Origin of the sequence: Leptolyngbya sp. FACHB-711 (genome assembly GCF_014695615.1) — a bacterium.
Lineage (GTDB): Bacteria > Cyanobacteriota > Cyanobacteriia > Elainellales > Elainellaceae > Leptolyngbya_A.
In genome coordinates, this window is the sequence record NZ_JACJOR010000547.1 from 1 (window position 1) to 17,861 (window position 17,861).

16 protein-coding genes, 1 tRNA gene and 1 riboswitch are annotated in these 17,861 nt (G+C 51.6%); of the genes, 8 read left to right on the top strand and 9 right to left on the bottom strand.

Annotated features, from left to right (window positions below; translation table 11 throughout):
• The coding region (locus H6F80_RS27255; protein WP_190794659.1) for an amylo-alpha-1,6-glucosidase at positions 1–1,666 on the top strand (1,666 nt) is incomplete at its 5' end.
• On the opposite strand, the gene mug is transcribed toward H6F80_RS27255, so the two are convergent.
• Positions 1,600–2,208 (bottom strand): G/U mismatch-specific DNA glycosylase, encoded by a 609-nt coding sequence (mug, locus tag H6F80_RS27260; RefSeq protein WP_242067596.1) that lies wholly within the window; start codon positions 2,206–2,208, stop codon positions 1,600–1,602. The genes H6F80_RS27255 and mug overlap by 67 nt on opposite strands.
• 396 nt (positions 2,209–2,604) lie before the next feature.
• Here mug and H6F80_RS27265 point away from each other — a divergent pair, with 396 nt between their 5' ends.
• Positions 2,605–2,859 (top strand): hypothetical protein, encoded by a 255-nt coding sequence (locus H6F80_RS27265; protein WP_190794660.1) that lies wholly within the window; start codon positions 2,605–2,607, stop codon positions 2,857–2,859.
• A gap of 70 nt (positions 2,860–2,929) precedes the next feature.
• Here H6F80_RS27265 and H6F80_RS27270 read toward each other — a convergent pair whose 3' ends face one another.
• On the bottom strand, positions 2,930–3,505 hold the full coding sequence (locus H6F80_RS27270; protein ID WP_190794661.1) for a DedA family protein: 576 nt from the start codon (positions 3,503–3,505) through the stop codon (positions 2,930–2,932).
• Between the two features lie 568 nt (positions 3,506–4,073).
• Between H6F80_RS27270 and H6F80_RS27275 the strand changes: the two genes are divergently transcribed.
• Complete coding sequence (locus H6F80_RS27275; protein ID WP_190794662.1) at positions 4,074–4,520, top strand: NUDIX domain-containing protein; 447 nt, start codon at positions 4,074–4,076, stop codon at positions 4,518–4,520.
• Between the two features lie 123 nt (positions 4,521–4,643).
• Positions 4,644–5,603, top strand: coding sequence for an aldo/keto reductase (locus tag H6F80_RS27280; RefSeq protein WP_190794663.1), 960 nt, complete (start codon positions 4,644–4,646; stop codon positions 5,601–5,603).
• A 143-nt stretch (positions 5,604–5,746) separates the two neighbouring features.
• On the opposite strand, the gene H6F80_RS27285 is transcribed toward H6F80_RS27280, so the two are convergent.
• From H6F80_RS27285 to H6F80_RS27305, 5 genes are all read right to left on the bottom strand, one after another.
• Entirely contained in the window at positions 5,747–6,517 is a 771-nt protein-coding gene (locus tag H6F80_RS27285; protein ID WP_199296864.1) for a universal stress protein, read from the bottom strand.
• A gap of 228 nt (positions 6,518–6,745) precedes the next feature.
• Positions 6,746–7,585, bottom strand: coding sequence for an ABC transporter ATP-binding protein (locus tag H6F80_RS27290; RefSeq protein WP_190794664.1), 840 nt, complete (start codon positions 7,583–7,585; stop codon positions 6,746–6,748).
• Positions 7,586–7,630: 45 nt separating this feature from the next.
• Positions 7,631–9,100 carry an ABC transporter substrate-binding protein gene (locus H6F80_RS27295; protein WP_190794665.1) on the bottom strand — a complete coding sequence of 490 codons (1,470 nt, stop codon included), beginning with the start codon at positions 9,098–9,100 and terminating at the stop codon, positions 7,631–7,633.
• Positions 9,101–9,360: 260 nt separating this feature from the next.
• Positions 9,361–10,215, bottom strand: coding sequence for a nitrate ABC transporter permease (gene ntrB / locus H6F80_RS27300; protein ID WP_190794666.1), 855 nt, complete (start codon positions 10,213–10,215; stop codon positions 9,361–9,363).
• A gap of 123 nt (positions 10,216–10,338) precedes the next feature.
• Positions 10,339–10,477, bottom strand: a riboswitch (cyclic di-AMP (ydaO/yuaA leader).
• 521 nt (positions 10,478–10,998) lie between these two features.
• A complete protein-coding gene (locus H6F80_RS27305; protein WP_190794667.1) occupies positions 10,999–11,517 on the bottom strand; it encodes an Hsp20/alpha crystallin family protein in 519 nt (172 codons plus the stop codon).
• Between the two features lie 542 nt (positions 11,518–12,059).
• On the opposite strand from H6F80_RS27305, the gene argF reads away from it, so the two are divergent.
• Positions 12,060–12,986 carry an ornithine carbamoyltransferase gene (gene argF, locus H6F80_RS27310; protein ID WP_190794668.1) on the top strand — a complete coding sequence of 309 codons (927 nt, stop codon included), beginning with the start codon at positions 12,060–12,062 and terminating at the stop codon, positions 12,984–12,986.
• 322 nt (positions 12,987–13,308) lie between these two features.
• Here the strand turns inward: argF and H6F80_RS27315 are convergent.
• A tRNA-Leu gene (locus tag H6F80_RS27315) sits at positions 13,309–13,393 on the bottom strand.
• Complete coding sequence (locus tag H6F80_RS27320) at positions 13,372–14,244, bottom strand: M48 family metallopeptidase (RefSeq protein WP_190794669.1); 873 nt, start codon at positions 14,242–14,244, stop codon at positions 13,372–13,374. Before H6F80_RS27320 ends, H6F80_RS27315 begins: the two co-directional genes overlap by 22 nt.
• A gap of 161 nt (positions 14,245–14,405) precedes the next feature.
• On the opposite strand from H6F80_RS27320, the gene H6F80_RS27325 reads away from it, so the two are divergent.
• The 3 genes from H6F80_RS27325 to H6F80_RS27335 form a co-directional block, all read left to right on the top strand.
• On the top strand, positions 14,406–15,038 hold the full coding sequence (locus H6F80_RS27325; protein ID WP_190794670.1) for an HD domain-containing protein: 633 nt from the start codon (positions 14,406–14,408) through the stop codon (positions 15,036–15,038).
• Between the two features lie 92 nt (positions 15,039–15,130).
• Positions 15,131–17,185: a thioredoxin domain-containing protein gene (locus H6F80_RS27330; protein WP_190794671.1), complete on the top strand. Its 2,055-nt coding sequence runs from the start codon at positions 15,131–15,133 to the stop codon at positions 17,183–17,185.
• A 5-nt stretch (positions 17,186–17,190) separates the two neighbouring features.
• Positions 17,191–17,861 (top strand): LysR substrate-binding domain-containing protein (locus H6F80_RS27335; protein WP_518523667.1); only part of this gene is annotated, 671 nt, incomplete at its 3' end.

Below are 17,861 nucleotides of genomic sequence, written 5' to 3' on the forward strand. Positions count from 1 at the left end.
CAATCAGCCTGCCCTGCTTTCCCTGCGTCCCTTGATTGCCGATCGGGGGCTGCACTATCAGCAGCAACAGCAGCCTGAGCTGGAGTTTGCTCAACTTGTCGAGTCGAGTCGGCTCTTGCTGCAAGCCAAAACGCCGACCCGAACCGGAATTTCCTGGCAGCTTTCCTGGACAACGGGCACTTATCAGGCTGACGGAATGTGGTACTGGGGCTATCGCTATCCAGAAGAAACGAAACGAGGACTTGCCGATCAGGAAGATCTCTACAGTCCTGGAGTGCTGACGGTTCCGCTTCAATCTGGAGCATCCGTGACGATCGAGGCAAGAGTGCGAGACTTCGATCGCTATCAGGGACGAGCAACGCTAGATGAAACCACGTTTGATCAAACCATTGCCGCCGAGAAGGAGCGATTAAAGACCGTATTTGCACTATCCAAGAATCGATTGCACAATCAATCGCAGCATCAATCGCACAATCAAAAGCGAACCGTGCCGCCACAGCTCCTTCAGGCGAGCGATCGCTTCATCGTATATCAAGCAGTCAAAAATCGTCCTACCCTGATCGCGGGCTACCCCTGGTTTAACGAATGGGGGCGCGATACGCTGATTGCCCTGCCAGGAATTGCACTTACGACTCAACGCTATGAATTAGCAAAGGATTTGCTGCGGACTTGCAGCGACTACTGCGATCGAGGTTTGATTCCCAATCGGTTTGCTGACGAGGATGCACTGTCCTACACCAATATGGATGTGGGGCTGTGGTGGATTGAAGCCTTGGGGCAATATCTGGAAGCAACGCAGGATTGGGCATTTCTAATAGAGCAGTACCCTACGGTCGGCAAGATTTATAAGGGACTGACGGTAGGAACGCTGCACAACATTCGCATCGATGCCTCAGACAATCTGGTGACGTGGGATGCGCCCAATATTGCCCTGACCTGGATGGATGCTTTGGTTGCCGATCAGCCTGTGACGCCAAGACGGGGTAAGCCGATCGAAGTGAATGCTCTGTGGTATTCCGCGCTGTGCTGGGCATCAAAATGGGCAGAGCAGCTTCAGAAGTTCGATTCGGCGTCTGATCTGGATCAGGGAACGCTGGCAAACCAGGCACGCCGCTACAGCCAACAGGCAGAGCAAGTGAAAGCATCGCTGCAAAAGTTCTGGAATCCGGCGCAGAATTATCTATTTGATGGCATCTCGCCGGACGACTATCCCGATTCCAGTATCCGCCCGAATGCAGTGATCGCCCTTTCCCTCAGCCATTGCGCTTTTCATGCAGCGATCGGGCAAGCCGTGATGCAAACCGCCTGCGACCGGCTTTTGACCCCCTACGGCTTACGATCGCTCGACCCCGCAGACCCCCGCTATGAAGGCAAATACGAAGGTGGCATCTGGCAGCGCGATCGGGCATACCATCAGGGAACGGTCTGGAGCTGGCTCATTGGGGCGTTTGTGCGCGGCTGGCAGCGATTTTATCCGGGTCAAGCTGTTCCGTTTGATCCAGAACCGTTATGGCAACATTTTCAGCAGCAGGCAGGCTTGGGGTTTATTTCTGAAGTGTTTGACGGCGACCCGCCGCATTTGCCACGTGGGGCGATCGCTCAAGCCTGGTCGGTGGCGGAGTTGTTGAGGCATTGGGAGGAGATTGCCAGCCGCAGCGATCGATAAGCCTCGGCTAAGTCCTGAAGCTGATAGTGGGCGTTTAAGCCACTTGGATTCGGCAAAATCCAGACCATCGCCCCGTGCCAGTGTTCAGGCTGCTGCCCCATTTTTGCCTTGGGCTGCTGAAAGGCTAAGCGATAGGCACTCACACCCAACACCGCTAGACAGCGCGGACGGTAGGTGTGCAGCTTTTCGGCTAGAGCCTGCTGCGCTGCGACAAATTCTGCGGCTGCGACTTCATCTGCCCGTGCCGTTGCACGATCGACCAAGTTGGTAATGCCGTAGCCCAGTTTCAGCAAATCCCGATCTTCATCTGGGGAAAAGAGGCGATCGGTAAAACCTGCCTGATGCAGCGTTTTCCAGAAGCGATTGCCAGGACGCGCAAAGTGATGCCCCACCACAGCACTGTAAAGGCTGGGATTGATGCCGCAAAACAGAACGCTCAAATGATGGTCAATAATATCGGATACGGTGGAATTGTAGGCAGCCTGGATATCGGCTTTGGTGGGCTTAACTTTGGTGGGCTTAATTGGGCGCTGCATTGTCATGCTGTAATTGCCATGCGGTAGATGATGAAGATTTCGCTGCAAGATTAAACTGCGGATTACGATCGATTGATGCTAATTGCTACGCTGCTCAGGAGCGCATTCTGTAGGATCGGTTGACTCTGTAGGATCGTTTGATACAGCGTAACGCATTAACCCTGAGCCTCCCAATCGATGAGCTACGCGTACTCCCTAATACACCTTATGGAGAAGACAAATTAATGAATTTGCGCTCCCCAGGAGCAGGACACGATTTAACCAGAAACAAGGGAAATGTTATTCATCAATTCGTAAACACTAATTTATAAACACGAGTGGGAAATGACGAATGACAAACTAAAAACTTGCTCGATCGTAGTGTAAAAATCAGTGCAGCGACAGTTTCACAGAACTCTCATTATGGCGCATCCCAATCAGCCGATTCCGCCCGAACCCTTACCGCCGGAAGAAAAGGTTTTGCAACTCAAAGGTCGAATTAGTGCAGAAGAGTCGATCGCGCAAGCCAAAAAAATGGTTCTGCGTTTGCTAATTGGCGGGTTGGTGCTGGGAGTTATTACATCGATCGCAATTATCAAACTAATTGATCTGCTGGATAAAACCTTTGATACTGATCTGGCTCCGTCTCGTTCACCGAGTTATCACCAAAATCGTTAGCCTGCAATCACTTCATAATCAATTTGAAATCACAAATCTTGTCCGTTGCTTAACGATCGTGAAGTGGGAACTACAGGGTCGCTTTCCGTCGCAGGAAAAAGCGAACGCCCAAAATGCAGAGTGCAATGGCTCCCACACTCATCAAAAAGAGGGTAGTGGTTGAGCTGAAGTAAGTGTTGATTAGCTCGTATCGGTCGCCCAGCACATACCCGGTGTAGGTCAACAGCGATAGCCAGCTTACCGCGCCGCAGCTCGTATACAGCAGAAACTTTAGCGTAGACATTCCGCTAATCCCAGCAGGGACTGCCATGATATTGCGAAGTCCGGGCAGCAGCAGGGAAATGAGCAACGCCTGCCCCCCGTAGCGACGGAACCAGCGATTTGCTTTTTGCAGCTTTGCCGGAGAAACCGTGAGCCATTTCGGCTGTCGATCGATCAGCTTTCGCCAGCCTTGCTTTCCCAAAATGCGACCGCCAATGTACCAGGGGAAAATGCTTAGCAAAAAGCCCACGACCCCGGACAAGACAACATAAACAAAATGCAGTTTTCCCTGCGCTGCCATAAAGCCTGCAAGCGGCATAAACACTTCAGGTGGAACGGGGGAAACCACCATTAAAATCACAATTCCGAAATAGCCAGTTTGCATAGCTGATGTTTAAGTTTTCCTGTCCTTGACGTAATCGGGGGCTGAGAGTTTCAAGCTGAGTTTTAGTATTATTTGATGCAATTTCAATCGCTTCGCAGTTCCCCAAAGCGTAATCGCATAATTCTGAACACGGATACTAAGATGAGCTAAAAGCTGTTCGCTCAAAACCGCTCTCCGTTCAGGCGATCGCCCGTTGATACTGCGTTGCAGCTTTAAGTTTAAGCTGTATTGCTGCATACCGATTCGACGATCGGTCACTTTGGGTAGCGTAACAAGCAGAACCTCGAGCAGCGACTACCCGACGACTAGTGTTTTTTCTAGAATTTGCCGTTTCTCAGGACAGACTGAGGCAAGATCCAAACCAGCCTTCGGATAGGGTTCGTTATTATAAAAGAAGAGTGGAGCAAATCAAAAAATTGGAGGGGTTTCAGTGAGTTAATCAAATCACGCACTGAATGAATTGTGAATGAAGCGATTCGCATTTTCAATCAAGTTTTCAAACCATTGGTATCTTTGCTTCTTCACCCAAAACTATCTTTTGACCCTTCACCCTCTCATTAATTAGTTTGTGCAAACCACCCCTTCAAAACTGCTAAAAAAAGCCGTCCGTAAGCGGCGTAGAGGTACTGCGCTCGTTGATACGCCTCAGGGTGTGCTGCTCGTGGCGGGCAAGAGCGGACGATTTTTATTACCTGGAGGAGCTGCCGAAAAAGGAGAATCGCGCAAGGCGGCAACGATTCGGGAACTGCAAGAAGAAACAACCCTCAAAACAATTTCAATGCAGTATCTCTTTAGCTACACCGGACACATTCGCTGGCGTAAGTCGGGCTGGGTGCGCGATGAGCACAAAGTATTTCTCGTTGAAGCGCAGGGAACGCCGCAGCCAACCCACGAGATTCGCGAACTGCGGTTTTATCAGCTTGGCGACCAAGTGCGAATGTCAGAAGCAACCCGCGCCATTATCGATCGCTACCTGATACTGAAGCAGTTAAAAGAGAAGTCGCCTGACTCCTAAGAGTGGCTCCTGATACTGATTTCTGCTGCTGACGGTTGATGCAGTTATCTCGATCGGCTTACGCCTGATCCTGAGTATCTGGGCTACACTATGAAGTAATTGTAAAGTTTTATAAAGCAAACAATGGATATCCTCTCGATCGGCTCTAGCGGTTTGACAATCAAGCCTCTGGGAATCGGCACCTGGCAATGGGGCGACAACCTGTTTTGGACTTATGGCAAAGATTACGATGCAAGTTCAGTCGAGCAGGCATTCAAGACCGCTCTAGAGTCAGGCGTTAATTTTTTTGATACCGCAGAAATCTACGGATTGGGCAAGTCAGAAACGCTGCTGGGACAGTTTATGCAGCAAACCAATCAGCCTGTCTACATTGCAACGAAGTACTTCCCGCTGCCCTGGCGGTTTGGAAAAAGTGCTGTTGCTGATGCGCTGACTGCAAGTTTGAAGCGGCTCCAGCGTGACACCGTAGAGCTGTATCAAGTTCACCAGCCCTTTGACTTTTTCATGGGACAGCCCACCTTGATGGAGGCACTGGCTGACGAAGTAAAACGCGGCAGAATTAAGGCGATCGGCGTGAGCAACTATTCGGCGGATCAGATGCGACAGGCGCACGAGCTACTGGCAAAGCGCGGTGTTCCTTTGGCGGTGAATCAAATGCAGTATTCGCTGCTGGCGCGTCAGATCGAGCACAATGGCGTTATGGCAGCAGCAAAAGAGCTGGGCATCATGATTCTGGCTTACAGCCCATTAGCGCAGGGTTTGCTTACCGGAAAATACACTCCTGAAAATTATCAAGACCCGACGGGCGCGCGCAAGCTAGACCCTCGCTTCAGCAGAGGTGGCGTGGAAAAATTGGCTCCGGTGATAATGTTGCTAAAGCAAATCGGCGAAAAATACGATCGCACTCCCGCCCAAGTTTCGCTGAACTGGCTGATTGCTCAGGGTAACGTTGTCCCAATTCCAGGTGCAAAGAATGGGAGCCAGGCCCAACAGAATGCAGGCGCACTGGGCTGGAGCCTCACGCAAGAAGAAATTGATCGCATCGATCAGGCAACTCGCCCGCACCAGCAGCGATTTCTTTAGGCTTCGTTCGTAGGTCGCGGCAAGGATTCTGTGTATGACCTTTACACGCTCAAAGCCCTCCAAAATTGGGAGATTTAGGGGGCTGCCCAGCCATGTTCAACTCAACCATTTATCCTTCGATTGAGCAACGCCCCGCTAATTTCCTACTGCTTTTCTAGCTCGTGCGGAATGCCCAGGATCGGGCAGGGAAACGCTGGGGTGAGCAACTGCTGGATCAGGGAATGTTCTCCGGTCGTACAGCCTACCATCAGCACATCTGCCTTTACAGCCTCCACTACCTGACGCAGCTCGATCGCCACTGCCCCAAAGCGCAAATGTGCCTCTAGAGAACCACGCCATTCATCAGCTAGACAGCGAGCCTGCCACAGGATGCGATCGGCAGTCTCAAGGGAATCGGTTAGCGATCGGGCTGACTGGGTTTGAATCGTTCTGGGTTGATAGACGGCTGCTGCCTGCGATTGGGGTTTGGATTGAACTGCCGTTGCAGTTTGCTTCTGAATCGAGGGGAGACCGCCAACCTGCGCTTTTTGAAGAGACTGCGATCGGAGTCCGTTCAGATCAGGAGCGGCAGCGCAAGTTAACTGGAGCGAGTTGCAGCTATCCAGCACATAGACGACGTGAACGGTAACAGATTTGTTGGTCGCGAGTTTCGTTTGATGAGCAATCCAGAAGGCAAAATCGAGAGCAGTTTGGCTATTCGGAGAACCATTGTAGCTGATGACAATATTGGTCGTTTCGTCGATCGATTCCGAAGTTGCCTCAGTAGCGTCAATTGCTCCCTTGGCGGAACTGCTTGACATCTCAGCAAAAGAATTCTGCGTCGGCGCGACACCCGGATACAAAAGCATTTGCTCACTGAGGTTGTCTTGTCCAAGCGCGCTTTGCAGGCGCAGCAGCATCGGTTGAATTCTCATAGTCGGTGTTGGAGGAGCAAGTGAGGAAATGGAAGCTAAAAGCGGCAGACGGGTCAGCGTGAAATTTAAGCGATCGCTTTACAGTTTCCTAAGGGAAACAAGCTTTGGGATCAATGAAAAACAGACAGGAATCAACAGAAACATTAGAGGGATCAATTGCAGTGTAAAGCTTCCTATTTGCCCTACACAGTCCTCTTTAGGAATAGAACGGGCTTAATTTAACAAAGATTAAAGTTGGTCATCGTGTCCGAAATGACGATCGAGGAAGTTGAGCGCGTGGTTCCGCAGTTCGTAGTATTCAGGCAGTTCTCGCAGCTCCTTCGGCTGGCGCGGATGGGCAAAGGGAACTTCCAAAATTTCGCCAATTTGGGCAGCAGGTCCATTCGTCATTAAGATAATTCGATCGGACATATACAACGCCTCATCCACATCGTGAGTAATCATCATGACCGCCTGACGGTGGTTTTCCCAGATATCCAGGACTTGCCGCTGGAGCTTGCCCCGTGTCAGCGCATCGAGCGCGCCAAAGGGTTCATCCATCAGCAGCACCTTGGGACGAATCGCTAAAGCGCGAGCAATCCCCACTCGCTGTTTCATGCCGCCCGAAAGCTCATCAGGATATTTTTCTGCCGCAGGGGTCAGATTCACCATTGCCAGATGTTCGTTGACAATTTCCCGCTTTTCTGCTGAAGAGAGGTTCCTCAACACTTCATCCACTGCCAGCCGAACGTTTTCTCGCACCGTGAGCCAGGGCAGCAGCGAGTATTGCTGAAATACCATCATGCGCTCCGCTCCGGGTTTACGCACTTCGCGCCCTTCGAGCCAAACAGAACCAGACGTTGCCTGTTCTAGACCTGCCACAATCTTCAGCAGGGTCGATTTGCCGCAGCCCGAATGCCCGATGACTGAGATGTATTCATCTGCGCCGATCGTCAGATTGATGCCATCCAGAATCACGGTCTGGCCACCTCCGGCGGCAGGATAAGCTTTGGTTACATTCTCAATCCTAAGAAACTCGGCTGGGTCACGCAGGCGATCGGTGGCGGGGAAGGTAAGCGGTTTGATCATGAGGTTCTCCGGGTGTGAGGGGGTGAGTAAGGGGTGAGGGGTCAGCTAGGATAAATAGAAGGGTTTGGGGCGATCGGCTCGAATTTCAAAGCTTTTCAAGTAGCCGACCGGGTCGCTGGGATCGAATCCTTTCTGGTCGATAAAGACAGTAGCGGGTTCTACTTTGTAGTCTTCGCTGGGGCAGTTAATGCCCATTTCGGCAGCGATGTCGCGGTAGAGGTCCGATCGCCAGGCTTTTTTCGTCAGCTCGTCTGCGTTTGCCGGAATTTCGGGAATCTGTCCCCAGCGGGCGGCTTGCGTCATCAGCCAGAGACTTTGCGATCGCCACAAGAAGGTGGAATGGGCGTTGGCGGGTTCGGCGAGGTCGGTTGGGAAGTCGTAAAAAATGGTGGTATCGGCGGCAGCGATCGTCCGGTCTTTGCTATCAAAACCGCCATAGTTATATTCGCCAATAATGCCTGGACCCGTAAACTTGGTTGCACATTCGGGCAGTGAAGGCAGATTGTCCGGCGTGATCAGGGGCGGGGTTTTGCAGGTTTTCGGTCTGGCTCCGGTGAACGATCGCCCGGTGATAATCTTTGCAACTTCGGCGCGATTCTCCGGCTTGCTGCAATACTGACAGGCTTCGATCATGGCTTTCACCAGCGATCGATACGTCTTGGGATTTTCATTAATAAAAGGCTCCATCACTGCTAGCAGGCGATCAGGATGTCCGCGCCAGACTTCCTTTCCTTGAGCAAAGGTGAAGCCAATTCCTTCATTCCCCCGAATTGCGCGAGTGTTCCAGGGTTCTGCCACCATGTATGCCTGCATTGCACCAATTCGCATATTCGTTACCATTTGGGGCGGCGGCACAATAATCACGCGAAATTCGCTCAACGGATCAACGCCTGCGGCAGCCGAGACATAGCGAATGAAATATTCATAAATCGCCGAACTGAGAACCACTGCCCAAATTCGCTGATCCGAGGGCAGACCTTCAAAATAGCGACGGAAATCCCGCCCGAATGCCTCCAAATCACCCTTGTACTCATGCCAGGGGCGAATCCCCGATTCCCACATGGCACGATTCATGGTCATTGCATTGCCATGGCGGTGGATGGTCATTGCGGCACACATCGGGGCATGGCGCGCACCTTCTGCGCCAATTCGGGCATTGGTCACGGCTCCTGAAACCACGGGTGACGCATCCAGCCGACCAAAAATTACGCCATCTCGTGAGGTTGCCCAGCTTGCTTCGCGGCTAAGCTTCACGTTCAAGCCATATTTGCGAAAGAAGCCTTTTTCCCAGGCAATCGCAAAGGGAGCGCAGTCATTGACAGGTACATAGCCAATCGTTAAATTCGGTTTTTCCAGCGTTTGGGGATCGATGATCGGTTCTACTTCAGCCGCCATTTGCGGCAGTCCTTGCGGCGCCCTATTCGCACTTACCGCACAGGAAGCCAGCGTCGTTGCAGCGACCGAAGCTCCGAATCCTTTTAAGAAGTCACGTCGATTGAGACGATCGTGGTTCATATTGGTTTGGGGAGTGGGGAGTGGATAAAGGATGGAAAGTCGGAGGGATGAGAGAATGGGGAGGTGAGGAGCGGGTTTTGCGGTTCGTTCTATAAATGGGGAGCGTCTTGCTGCTCAACCTGATTCAACAGACAGTAGAGAGACTGTGGAAATGATTGACGCAAAGCTGATGAAGTAGATTAGGAAGCTCTGACGCAAGGGCGATCGAGAGATTTTATCCCCTGCTCACTTACCCCTCACCCCCGGATTCCCCCACTTGATTAGGCTGCCGACTGCGATCGAAAACGACGACGAGTGACAAACTGCTGAATTTTGACCACGATAAAGTCCAGAATCAGCCCGGTTAGCCCAATTACAACCACCGCCAGGAAGACCGAGCTAAGGTTCAAGCGGCTCCACTCATCCCAGACAAAGAAGCCAATGCCTACACCTCCGGTCAGCATCTCGACTGCGACGATCACCAGCCATGCAATGCCCAGGCTAATGCGCAGCCCGGTGAAGATATAGGGCAGACTGGCAGGCAGAATAATTTTGATAACTCGTCTCCACTGAGGCATTTCCAGGACTCTCGCCACATCCAGATAATCTTTGGAGACGCTGGATACGCCAAGTGCAGTGTTAATAATCGTTGACCAGAGCGACGTAATGAAGATGACGAAAATCGCAGAAGGGTCTGCCAGGTTAAAAATTGCCAAGGCGATCGGCAGCCAGGCCAGAGGCGAAACGGGCTTCAGGATTTGAATAATCGGATTGAGTGCCAGCATTGCCTGACGCGACATCCCAATCAGAAATCCGGCGGGAATTGCAACCAGTGCGCCTAGGCTAAAGCCAATCAAAACGCGCCGCAAACTTGCCATCAACAGCCAACCAATTCCCAAATCGCCAGGACCACGACGATAAAACGGATGCAGCAAATAGTCCATGTTTGCCTGAAGTGCCTCTGGCGGGGTGGGCATCAGGTCGCTGTTAAACAGGGCAATTATCCACCACAGCAAAATCAGACCTGCAAATCCCAACGCAGGCAGCAGCACAGTTTCTTGCAGCACGACTGGCTGCACACGCCTCCAGGCTGCTTGTCCGGCAACGGCGATCGAACCCACAAATTGTACAACCATCCTGAACTCCTCAGGGTTGAAGGTGGACAGAACAACGGAACCACTGTCCAACAGTCAAGGATACTGACGAGCTTTAGCACGGTTGCCCAAAGACGGTTATCCAAAGACAAATTGCCAAAAGCTTCAGTCTCCCCTCAATGCCGACGGAGTTAGCTGACGGGCTAGGACTGAGAGGTGTCCTTCTTGCGATACGCCCCAATATTGGTTCCTCCGCTTCAGTCTTCTTTGGTTAGGGTGAGACTGAATTAAGCTGACTGTTCGAGATTAATTTGAAGTGCATCCATACTAACATCGCCCATTGCGTCCGTCAATCTCTCTACTGCTAAAGCAATCGAATTGCTTTCACCATTGTGTTTGCTTATTCAGCCGAAGGTAGGCGATCGATTTTGCGAATTTTTGATTACAAACGTTGCGTTTCTAAGTCGAACGCAGAAATAAACGCTGTAAATGATTTCAATAAAGTTGGTTGAAGAACGGTGAGTGCAGGTGAGTGCAGTAAATATGAATGTCAAGGCAGGTTTAGCAGGAGTAATATCAGCTTTAGCTTTAGGATTTGATGCAGAAATTATGATTTGATGCAGAAAATTGATGCATTGAAGATAGATAAAAATTGGTTTATTAAACCATTGGTGTACCAATACAAAAATGGTGTACCAATACAAAAATACAAAAAAGCAAGAGGCGATCGACCTCCTGCTTATTGCGCTATCTGTTTAACTCAAATCTAATTTGTCTAATTTGCGTGTCGCTTACTCCAGAGGCGGCTCAAAACCGCTTAAGCTCTTAGCTGTTGGCTTCGGTAGCCTGTGCCTCATTCGATCCGGTGACGGCTGCTGTCGCGGGTTCGGTCGTCGGCTCGATCGTAGGCTGAGCCAAGTCTGTCAGATTCAGCTTCACCACTTTGTTGCGAACTTCGACGACTTTGGGCAGCGTCAGGGTCAAGATGCCATCTTTGTATTCGGCTTGAACCTGATCGTTCTGCACAGTAACCGGAAGCGGCACAATGCGGCGGAATTTACCGTAGCGAAACTCGGACTTCATAATGCCGTTGGTTTCGCCCTGCTGCTCACTGCGATACTCACCGGAGAGAGCAACTGCTTCACGGCTCACTTCAACGTTGATATCTTTCACATCCATGCCGGGAAGTTGAGCTTTCAGCGTAAATGTTTCACCGCTATCATGTAGTTCGATCGCCGGAGCCCAGCTGTATTCGCTCGGTACTGCAATCTCATCAAACACTCGATCCATTTGACGGCGGAGCGTTTCCATTTCGCGCCAAGGATTCCAATATCTCACTAACATCGCTCTATCTTGTGTGGGGTAATTGAAACGTTTAATCCTCATGTTTTGATTATGTCTTGCACCTCAACCCGGAGACAGTGAGGAGAACTGTACAGGAATGGTGAAGTTTCCCGAAAAAAGACGATCGAGTGAATAAGTAAGCGCATTGTACGCAAACAATTTTTGAAGCTTAAGTCGAGTTGAGAGGTAACAAAGCGGTTTGCTAGCTTGAAGGTATGGCAAAGTACTTCAAATTTCAGTCGTTACTTAAGTAAGTTACTTGAGTAAACGGACAAAGCCTGAGCCTACCAACTGCTGTGCCAACACTTGTAATCCGATTTCTTTTGGAGATTTATTCAGGCGAGTAGGATAAGAACGGCTCCCTCTTTGCTGATGCTCGAATTCAGTCTGCTGAGTCAAGCCCCTAGGCGGTAGAAGGAAAAAGTTCTTGGTGACAGAACGAGAATTGCTCAGGAGTTGAATTGAACACTGCACGATCGCAGAAAATCTGGTAGGGTTTTAGTTTCCGGAATTCAAGAAACCCCTACTATCAAGCTTCAGAAATGAGCGTAGCGACATTATATGGGCGGGATCTGCTAAGCATGGCGGATTTAAGTGTGGCAGAACTGCGGGATTTGCTGGATCTGGCGATCGACTTGAAAGCAAAGAAGCTCAACCCGCGCTGCGAAAAGATTCTGGGTCTGCTGTTTACCAAAGCTTCGACACGCACCAGAGTTAGCTTCTCGGCGGCAATGTATCAAATCGGCGGGCAAGTACTGGATCTCAACGTCAACGTCACCCAGGTGAGCCGGGGAGAACCCGTGGAAGATACAGCGCGAGTGCTCGATCGCTATCTGGATGTGCTGGCGATTCGCACCTACGAGCAGCAGGAGCTTGAAACCTTTGCCCGCTATGCCAAAATTCCCGTGATTAATGCTCTCACCGATCTGGAGCATCCCTGTCAGGTGTTAGCCGACTTGCAGACCATCAAAGAAGAATTTGGACAGCTCGACGGTTTAACGCTTGCCTATGTCGGCGATGGCAACAACATGGCAAACTCCCTGATGTTGGGCTGTGCCTTAAGCGGTATGAACGTTCGGGTTGCTGCTCCTGCTGGCTTTGAACCAAACGCCGGAGTTCTGGAGCAGGCAAAAGCGATCGCAGGCGATCGAACCGAAGTGACCCTCACTCAGGACGCGCAAGCCGCCGTTCAGGGCGCACAAATTGTTTACACCGATGTTTGGGCGAGTATGGGACAGGAAGATCTGGCAGACAGCCGCATTCCCGTTTTTATGCCCTACCAGGTGAATGAAGACCTGATGAATAAAGCCGACTCAAAGGCGATCGTGCTGCACTGTCTTCCGGCACATCGCGGCGAGGAGATTACAAACGGCGTGATCGAAGGCAACCAATCGCGGGTCTGGGACGAGGCAGAAAATCGGCTGCATGCTCAAAAGGCATTGCTGGTAAGTGTGTTGGGCGTGGAGTGAACAAAGTGGATTGAAAGAGAGGGAATTGAATAAAAAAAGAGGGAAGAGATAGTGTCCCTTCCCCCGATCGGTTTGAATTTTGATTAGATGGGTTGCCGTCCTTCAGTTTCTTCCGCAGCATTTGAGTTTGTTTGCGGAGCTGTCGCTGTCGGGCACTGCCGCCTTTTCCTTTATCGTTTCTGCCCTGCTTGCGGGGAGATTCCCATCGCTTCAACCGTTGAGCCATGATCCGAACCCTCCTCGAATTTAATCTTGCTTGAGTAATTCAGCTTTACTAATTCACTTCTTTACTAATTTAATTTTAGTAATTTACTTAAGTCTATGGGCAGAGGGAGAATCGAACTCCCATGAGGGGTTACCTCGCCACATTTTGAGTGTGGTGCGTCTACCAGTTTCGCCATCCGCCCTTTTCAGCCTCATCATTATAGCGCATCGATCGCTTCTGGAGAATCCCTGCGTATTCCTGGCTGCTTGCCCAACGATCGACTTCTCTAGCTCTAAGTACCGGGAGGGGATGGCTTAGCGGCGTGGTTTGCATCTGGCGCAGCAGCTTGCCCACATCATCGGTGGTCATGGTGTCATACGATCGCGCCTGTGCTAAAAATGCATCCAGATTGAGCTGAGAGGCAAGCGTAGGCGAACCGCCACTTAGTTTCATGAGCACCGAGGCAACCACACGCGGCTCTTGAGCAACCAGCAACGCAGCGCGATCACAGGTAAATTCTGCACAGCGCACCCATTCCATTAACTGAGTCTGCAAACTCTGTGCCAGCACCGCACCCCAGGAGGGAACCTGTCCGGCAGCCAGCACCAGCACATTCACTAGGGTCATATAAACACTGTGTTCGCACTTGAGATGCCCCAATTCGTGAGCGATCACTGCCTGGGTTTCTTCAGATGTGAGCATATCAATCAGCGATGTATGCAGCACAATAAACGGCTGTTTGCCTCGCATTGCAAAAGTGTAGGCATTGGGAACCGGATGCTGCCGCACATAAAGCTGAGGCGGTTCCAGGTCAAGAATTTTGCAGGCTTCCAGCAGCAGCTGATGTAAATGAGGCAACTGCTGATCGCTCACCAAAATGCTAGACGCAATATTTTCTAAATAGAAGAATCGTTCTGCCACAGGTCCAAGCACCGATCGCACAACTAAATCCATCCCCGGAATCTGCTTGAGTGCCTGAGTTGCCTCACGATCGAGCGGATGGCGAAAGTCGTTAGAAGTTAAACCGACCAGCAGAGATTTGGGAAGAGACATAGGGGCAATCGTGTGGTGAAAAAGTGCCTGCTCCCATTCTAATCAAACCCCCTACATACCCACTGATTCAATCTAAACGCGATCAAGACGCTCACCCCCTCATCTCCCACCCCCATTCACACTAAAATAAAGCGTCAGCCCACCTCCCTCCACCTCCCACCGTGCAGCAACGACTCACCCAACAAATTCAATTCATCCTGGAAATTGATCGCCTTAAGCACATCCTGCGGCAAACCCTGCTGGTCGATGCATCACGGCAGGAAAACAGCGCAGAGCATTCCTGGCATCTGGCAATCATGGCGATCGTGCTGGCAGAGTACGCCCCTGCGGGAACAGACATGAGCCGCGCGATTCAAATGCTGCTGATTCACGATCTGGTTGAAATTGATGCAGGCGATACCTTTTGCTACGACGTGCAGGGCAATCTGGACAAAGCCGATCGAGAACAGCGTGCCGCCGATCGCATTTTTGGCTTATTGCCGCCGGATCTGGAAGCCGAGCTGCGTCTTTTATGGGAAGAGTTTGAAGCGCGGGAAACGGCAACGGCTCAATTTGCGGCTGCACTCGATCGCATTCAGCCCCTCTTGCACAACTACAAAACGGCAGGCGGAACCTGGAAGAAACACGGCGTTTCGATCGATCAGGTCTGGAAGCGGATGGAACCGGTTAAGCAGGGCACGCCTGATTTGTGGGAGTGGGTCGAAGCAATTGTGGCGGAGAGTGTGGCTGCGGGATATATTCGATTACCCCTGCGGGAAACTGCGGAGCAAGCGGCGCAGCAGGCAACTCTATAGGAAATGACTGAGGCAAGCAGCCCTTTGTCATCAGCCCTTCGTAAATCAAGCTAAAACGCTAGACTCAACAGTGAAGCGTTCCGGCTGCTGTTATGACCAATCGCCTCGCTCAGACTCAGAGCCTTTATCTCCGCAAACATGCCGATAACCCGATCGACTGGTGGTCGTGGTGCGATGAGGCATTAGAGAAAGCAAAACAGGAGAACAAGCCGATTTTTTTGTCGATCGGCTACTCTAGCTGCCACTGGTGTACGGTGATGGAGGGCGAAGCGTTTTCTGATCCGATCGTTGCCGATTATCTAAACGCGAACTATGTGGCAATTAAGGTCGATCGCGAAGAACGCCCGGACATTGACAGCATTTATATGCAGGCACTCCAGCTCATGACGGGACAAGGCGGCTGGCCCCTGAATGTGTTTCTGTCGCCGCACGATCTCCTGCCTTTTTATGGGGGAACTTACTTTCCGCCAGAGGCGAAGTACGGGCGACCGAGCTTTTTGCAGGTCATTCAGGCACTCCGAAATTTTTACGACACCGAGGCAGTCAAGCTTCAGGCAGTGACGGACGAGCTGCGGGAACGGTTGAAGCAGGGCGCGACGATCGAGGGAAATGGCGAACTCTCTGAAGAACGCTTGCAGGAAGGGCTACGGGTCAGTCTGACGGTACTAGCCGCGAAGGGAGGAGGGCCAAAATTTCCCATGATTCCTCACGCGATGACTGCCCTGCACAGTGTTCGGTTTCAGCACAATGACCCGGATTTGAATCGGCTGACCGTTTGCCAGCAGCGCGGCATGGATCTGGCATTGGGTGGCATTTATGACCATGTGGCGGGTGGGTTTCATCGCTATACGGTTGATCCGACCTGGACAGTGCCTCACTTTGAGAAAATGCTTTATGACAACGGGCAGATCATTGAGTATCTGGCGGAGCTGTGGGCGATCGGAATTCAGGAACCTGCCTTTGCCCGATCGATCGACGGTACCGTCCAGTGGCTTCAGCGCGAGATGACGGCTCCTGAAGGGTACTTTTATGCGGCGCAGGATGCGGATAGTTTTCCTCGTCCAGACGATCGTGAACCAGAAGAAGGCGCGTTTTATGTCTGGAGCTATCCAGAACTAGAGCAGATTCTCACGCCCGAAGAATTGACCATTCTGGAAGCCGAATTTAGCGTCAATCCGGCTGGCAACTTTGAAGGCAAGAACGTTTTGCAGCGATCGAGGAGCGGTGAACTTGCTTCGACCGCAGTCGCCGCGCTAGAAAAACTATTTACCGTGCGCTATGGAGCCTCTGCTCTGGACACCACCACATTTCCCCCAGCACAGAACAATCAGCAAGCAAGAACTTTGCCCTGGAAAGGACGTATTCCGGCGGTGACCGATACCAAGATGATCGTCGCCTGGAATAGTCTGATGATTTCGGGACTGGCACGATCGGCTGCAGTCTTGCAAAACGGGGCGTATTTCGATCTGGCAGTCAGGGCGGCACAGTTCATCTTGAATTACCAGTGGCAGGATCACCGTCTACATCGGCTCAACTATGACGGGCAGGTCAGCGTCATTGCTCAATCGGAAGACTACGCGCTACTCATCAAAGCTTTGCTTGATCTGCATCAGGCAAGCTTGAGTCTGGGACAGGACGGTCAACAATGGCTCGCTCGCGCCCAGGAAGTGCAGTGTGAGTTTGAAGAATTTCTCTGGAGTCGAGAGCAGGGTGGCTACTACAACACCGATGCAGTGAGCGATCTGGTTGTGCAGGAACGCAGCTACGGTGACAATGCCACACCTTCTGCAAATGGAATCGCCGCGATGAACCTGATCCGGCTGTTTCTGCTCACGGAAGATTTGCAATGCTTCGATCGCGCCGAGCAAACGCTGCAAGCTTTTAGCACTGTGATTGAGCAAATTCCGCAAGCCTGCCCTAGCTTAGTGAGTGGGCTGGACTGGTTCCGCTATCCGACGTTGATCCGAACCACGCCTGACGAAATCGCAAACCTTGCTCAGCAGTACTTGCCAACGATCGCCCTTCGCCTCGACTCACACTTGCCCCCCGGTGTAATGGCAATGGTCTGCAAAGGCTTGAGCTGTCTGGAGCCTTCTACCGAAAGCGAACAAATGCAGCGTCAGATTCAGAAAGCGTTGGGCGTTTAGGATCTGTGCCGATCGAATTTCGCCATTTACGCTACTTTGTCGCGGTTGCTGAGGAACTGCACTTTGGTCGTGCCGCCGAGCGGTTGCATATTGCCCAGCCACCGTTGAGTCAGCAAATTCGGCAGTTAGAAAATGAGCTGGGTTTTCAGCTGTTTCACCGCACAAAGCGATCGGTCGCCCTGACCGAAGCCGGAGCCGTTTTTTTGCAGGAAAGTCGCCGGCTGCTTTATCAGCTTGAGCAGGCAATCCAGACTGGACGGCAGGTTAGCCGGGGCGAACAGGGGCAACTCGTCATCGGGTTTGTCAGTTCTGCGGCGTATAACGTGCTGCCGCCGATTCTGCGATCGTTTCGGGCGGCTTTTCCTGAAGTGAAGCTAGAACTGCATGAACTGACGACCGATCACCAGCTTCAGTGGCTCAGCGATCGTCGATTAGATGTGGGCTTGGTGCGTCCGCCGATCGACGATCTGCTGTTACAGGTGCAAACTATTTTTCAGGAACCTCTGGTGCTGGCACTGCCCGATCGCCATCTGTTTGCCCAGGAGCCGATAATTTCGCTCAAGGCGATCGCTGCCGAGCCATTTATTCTGTTTCCGCGATCGCTGGCTCCCGGCTTGTATGACCAAATCATCAGCCTGTGTCAGCGAGCCGGATTCAGTCCCACCGTTGTACAGGA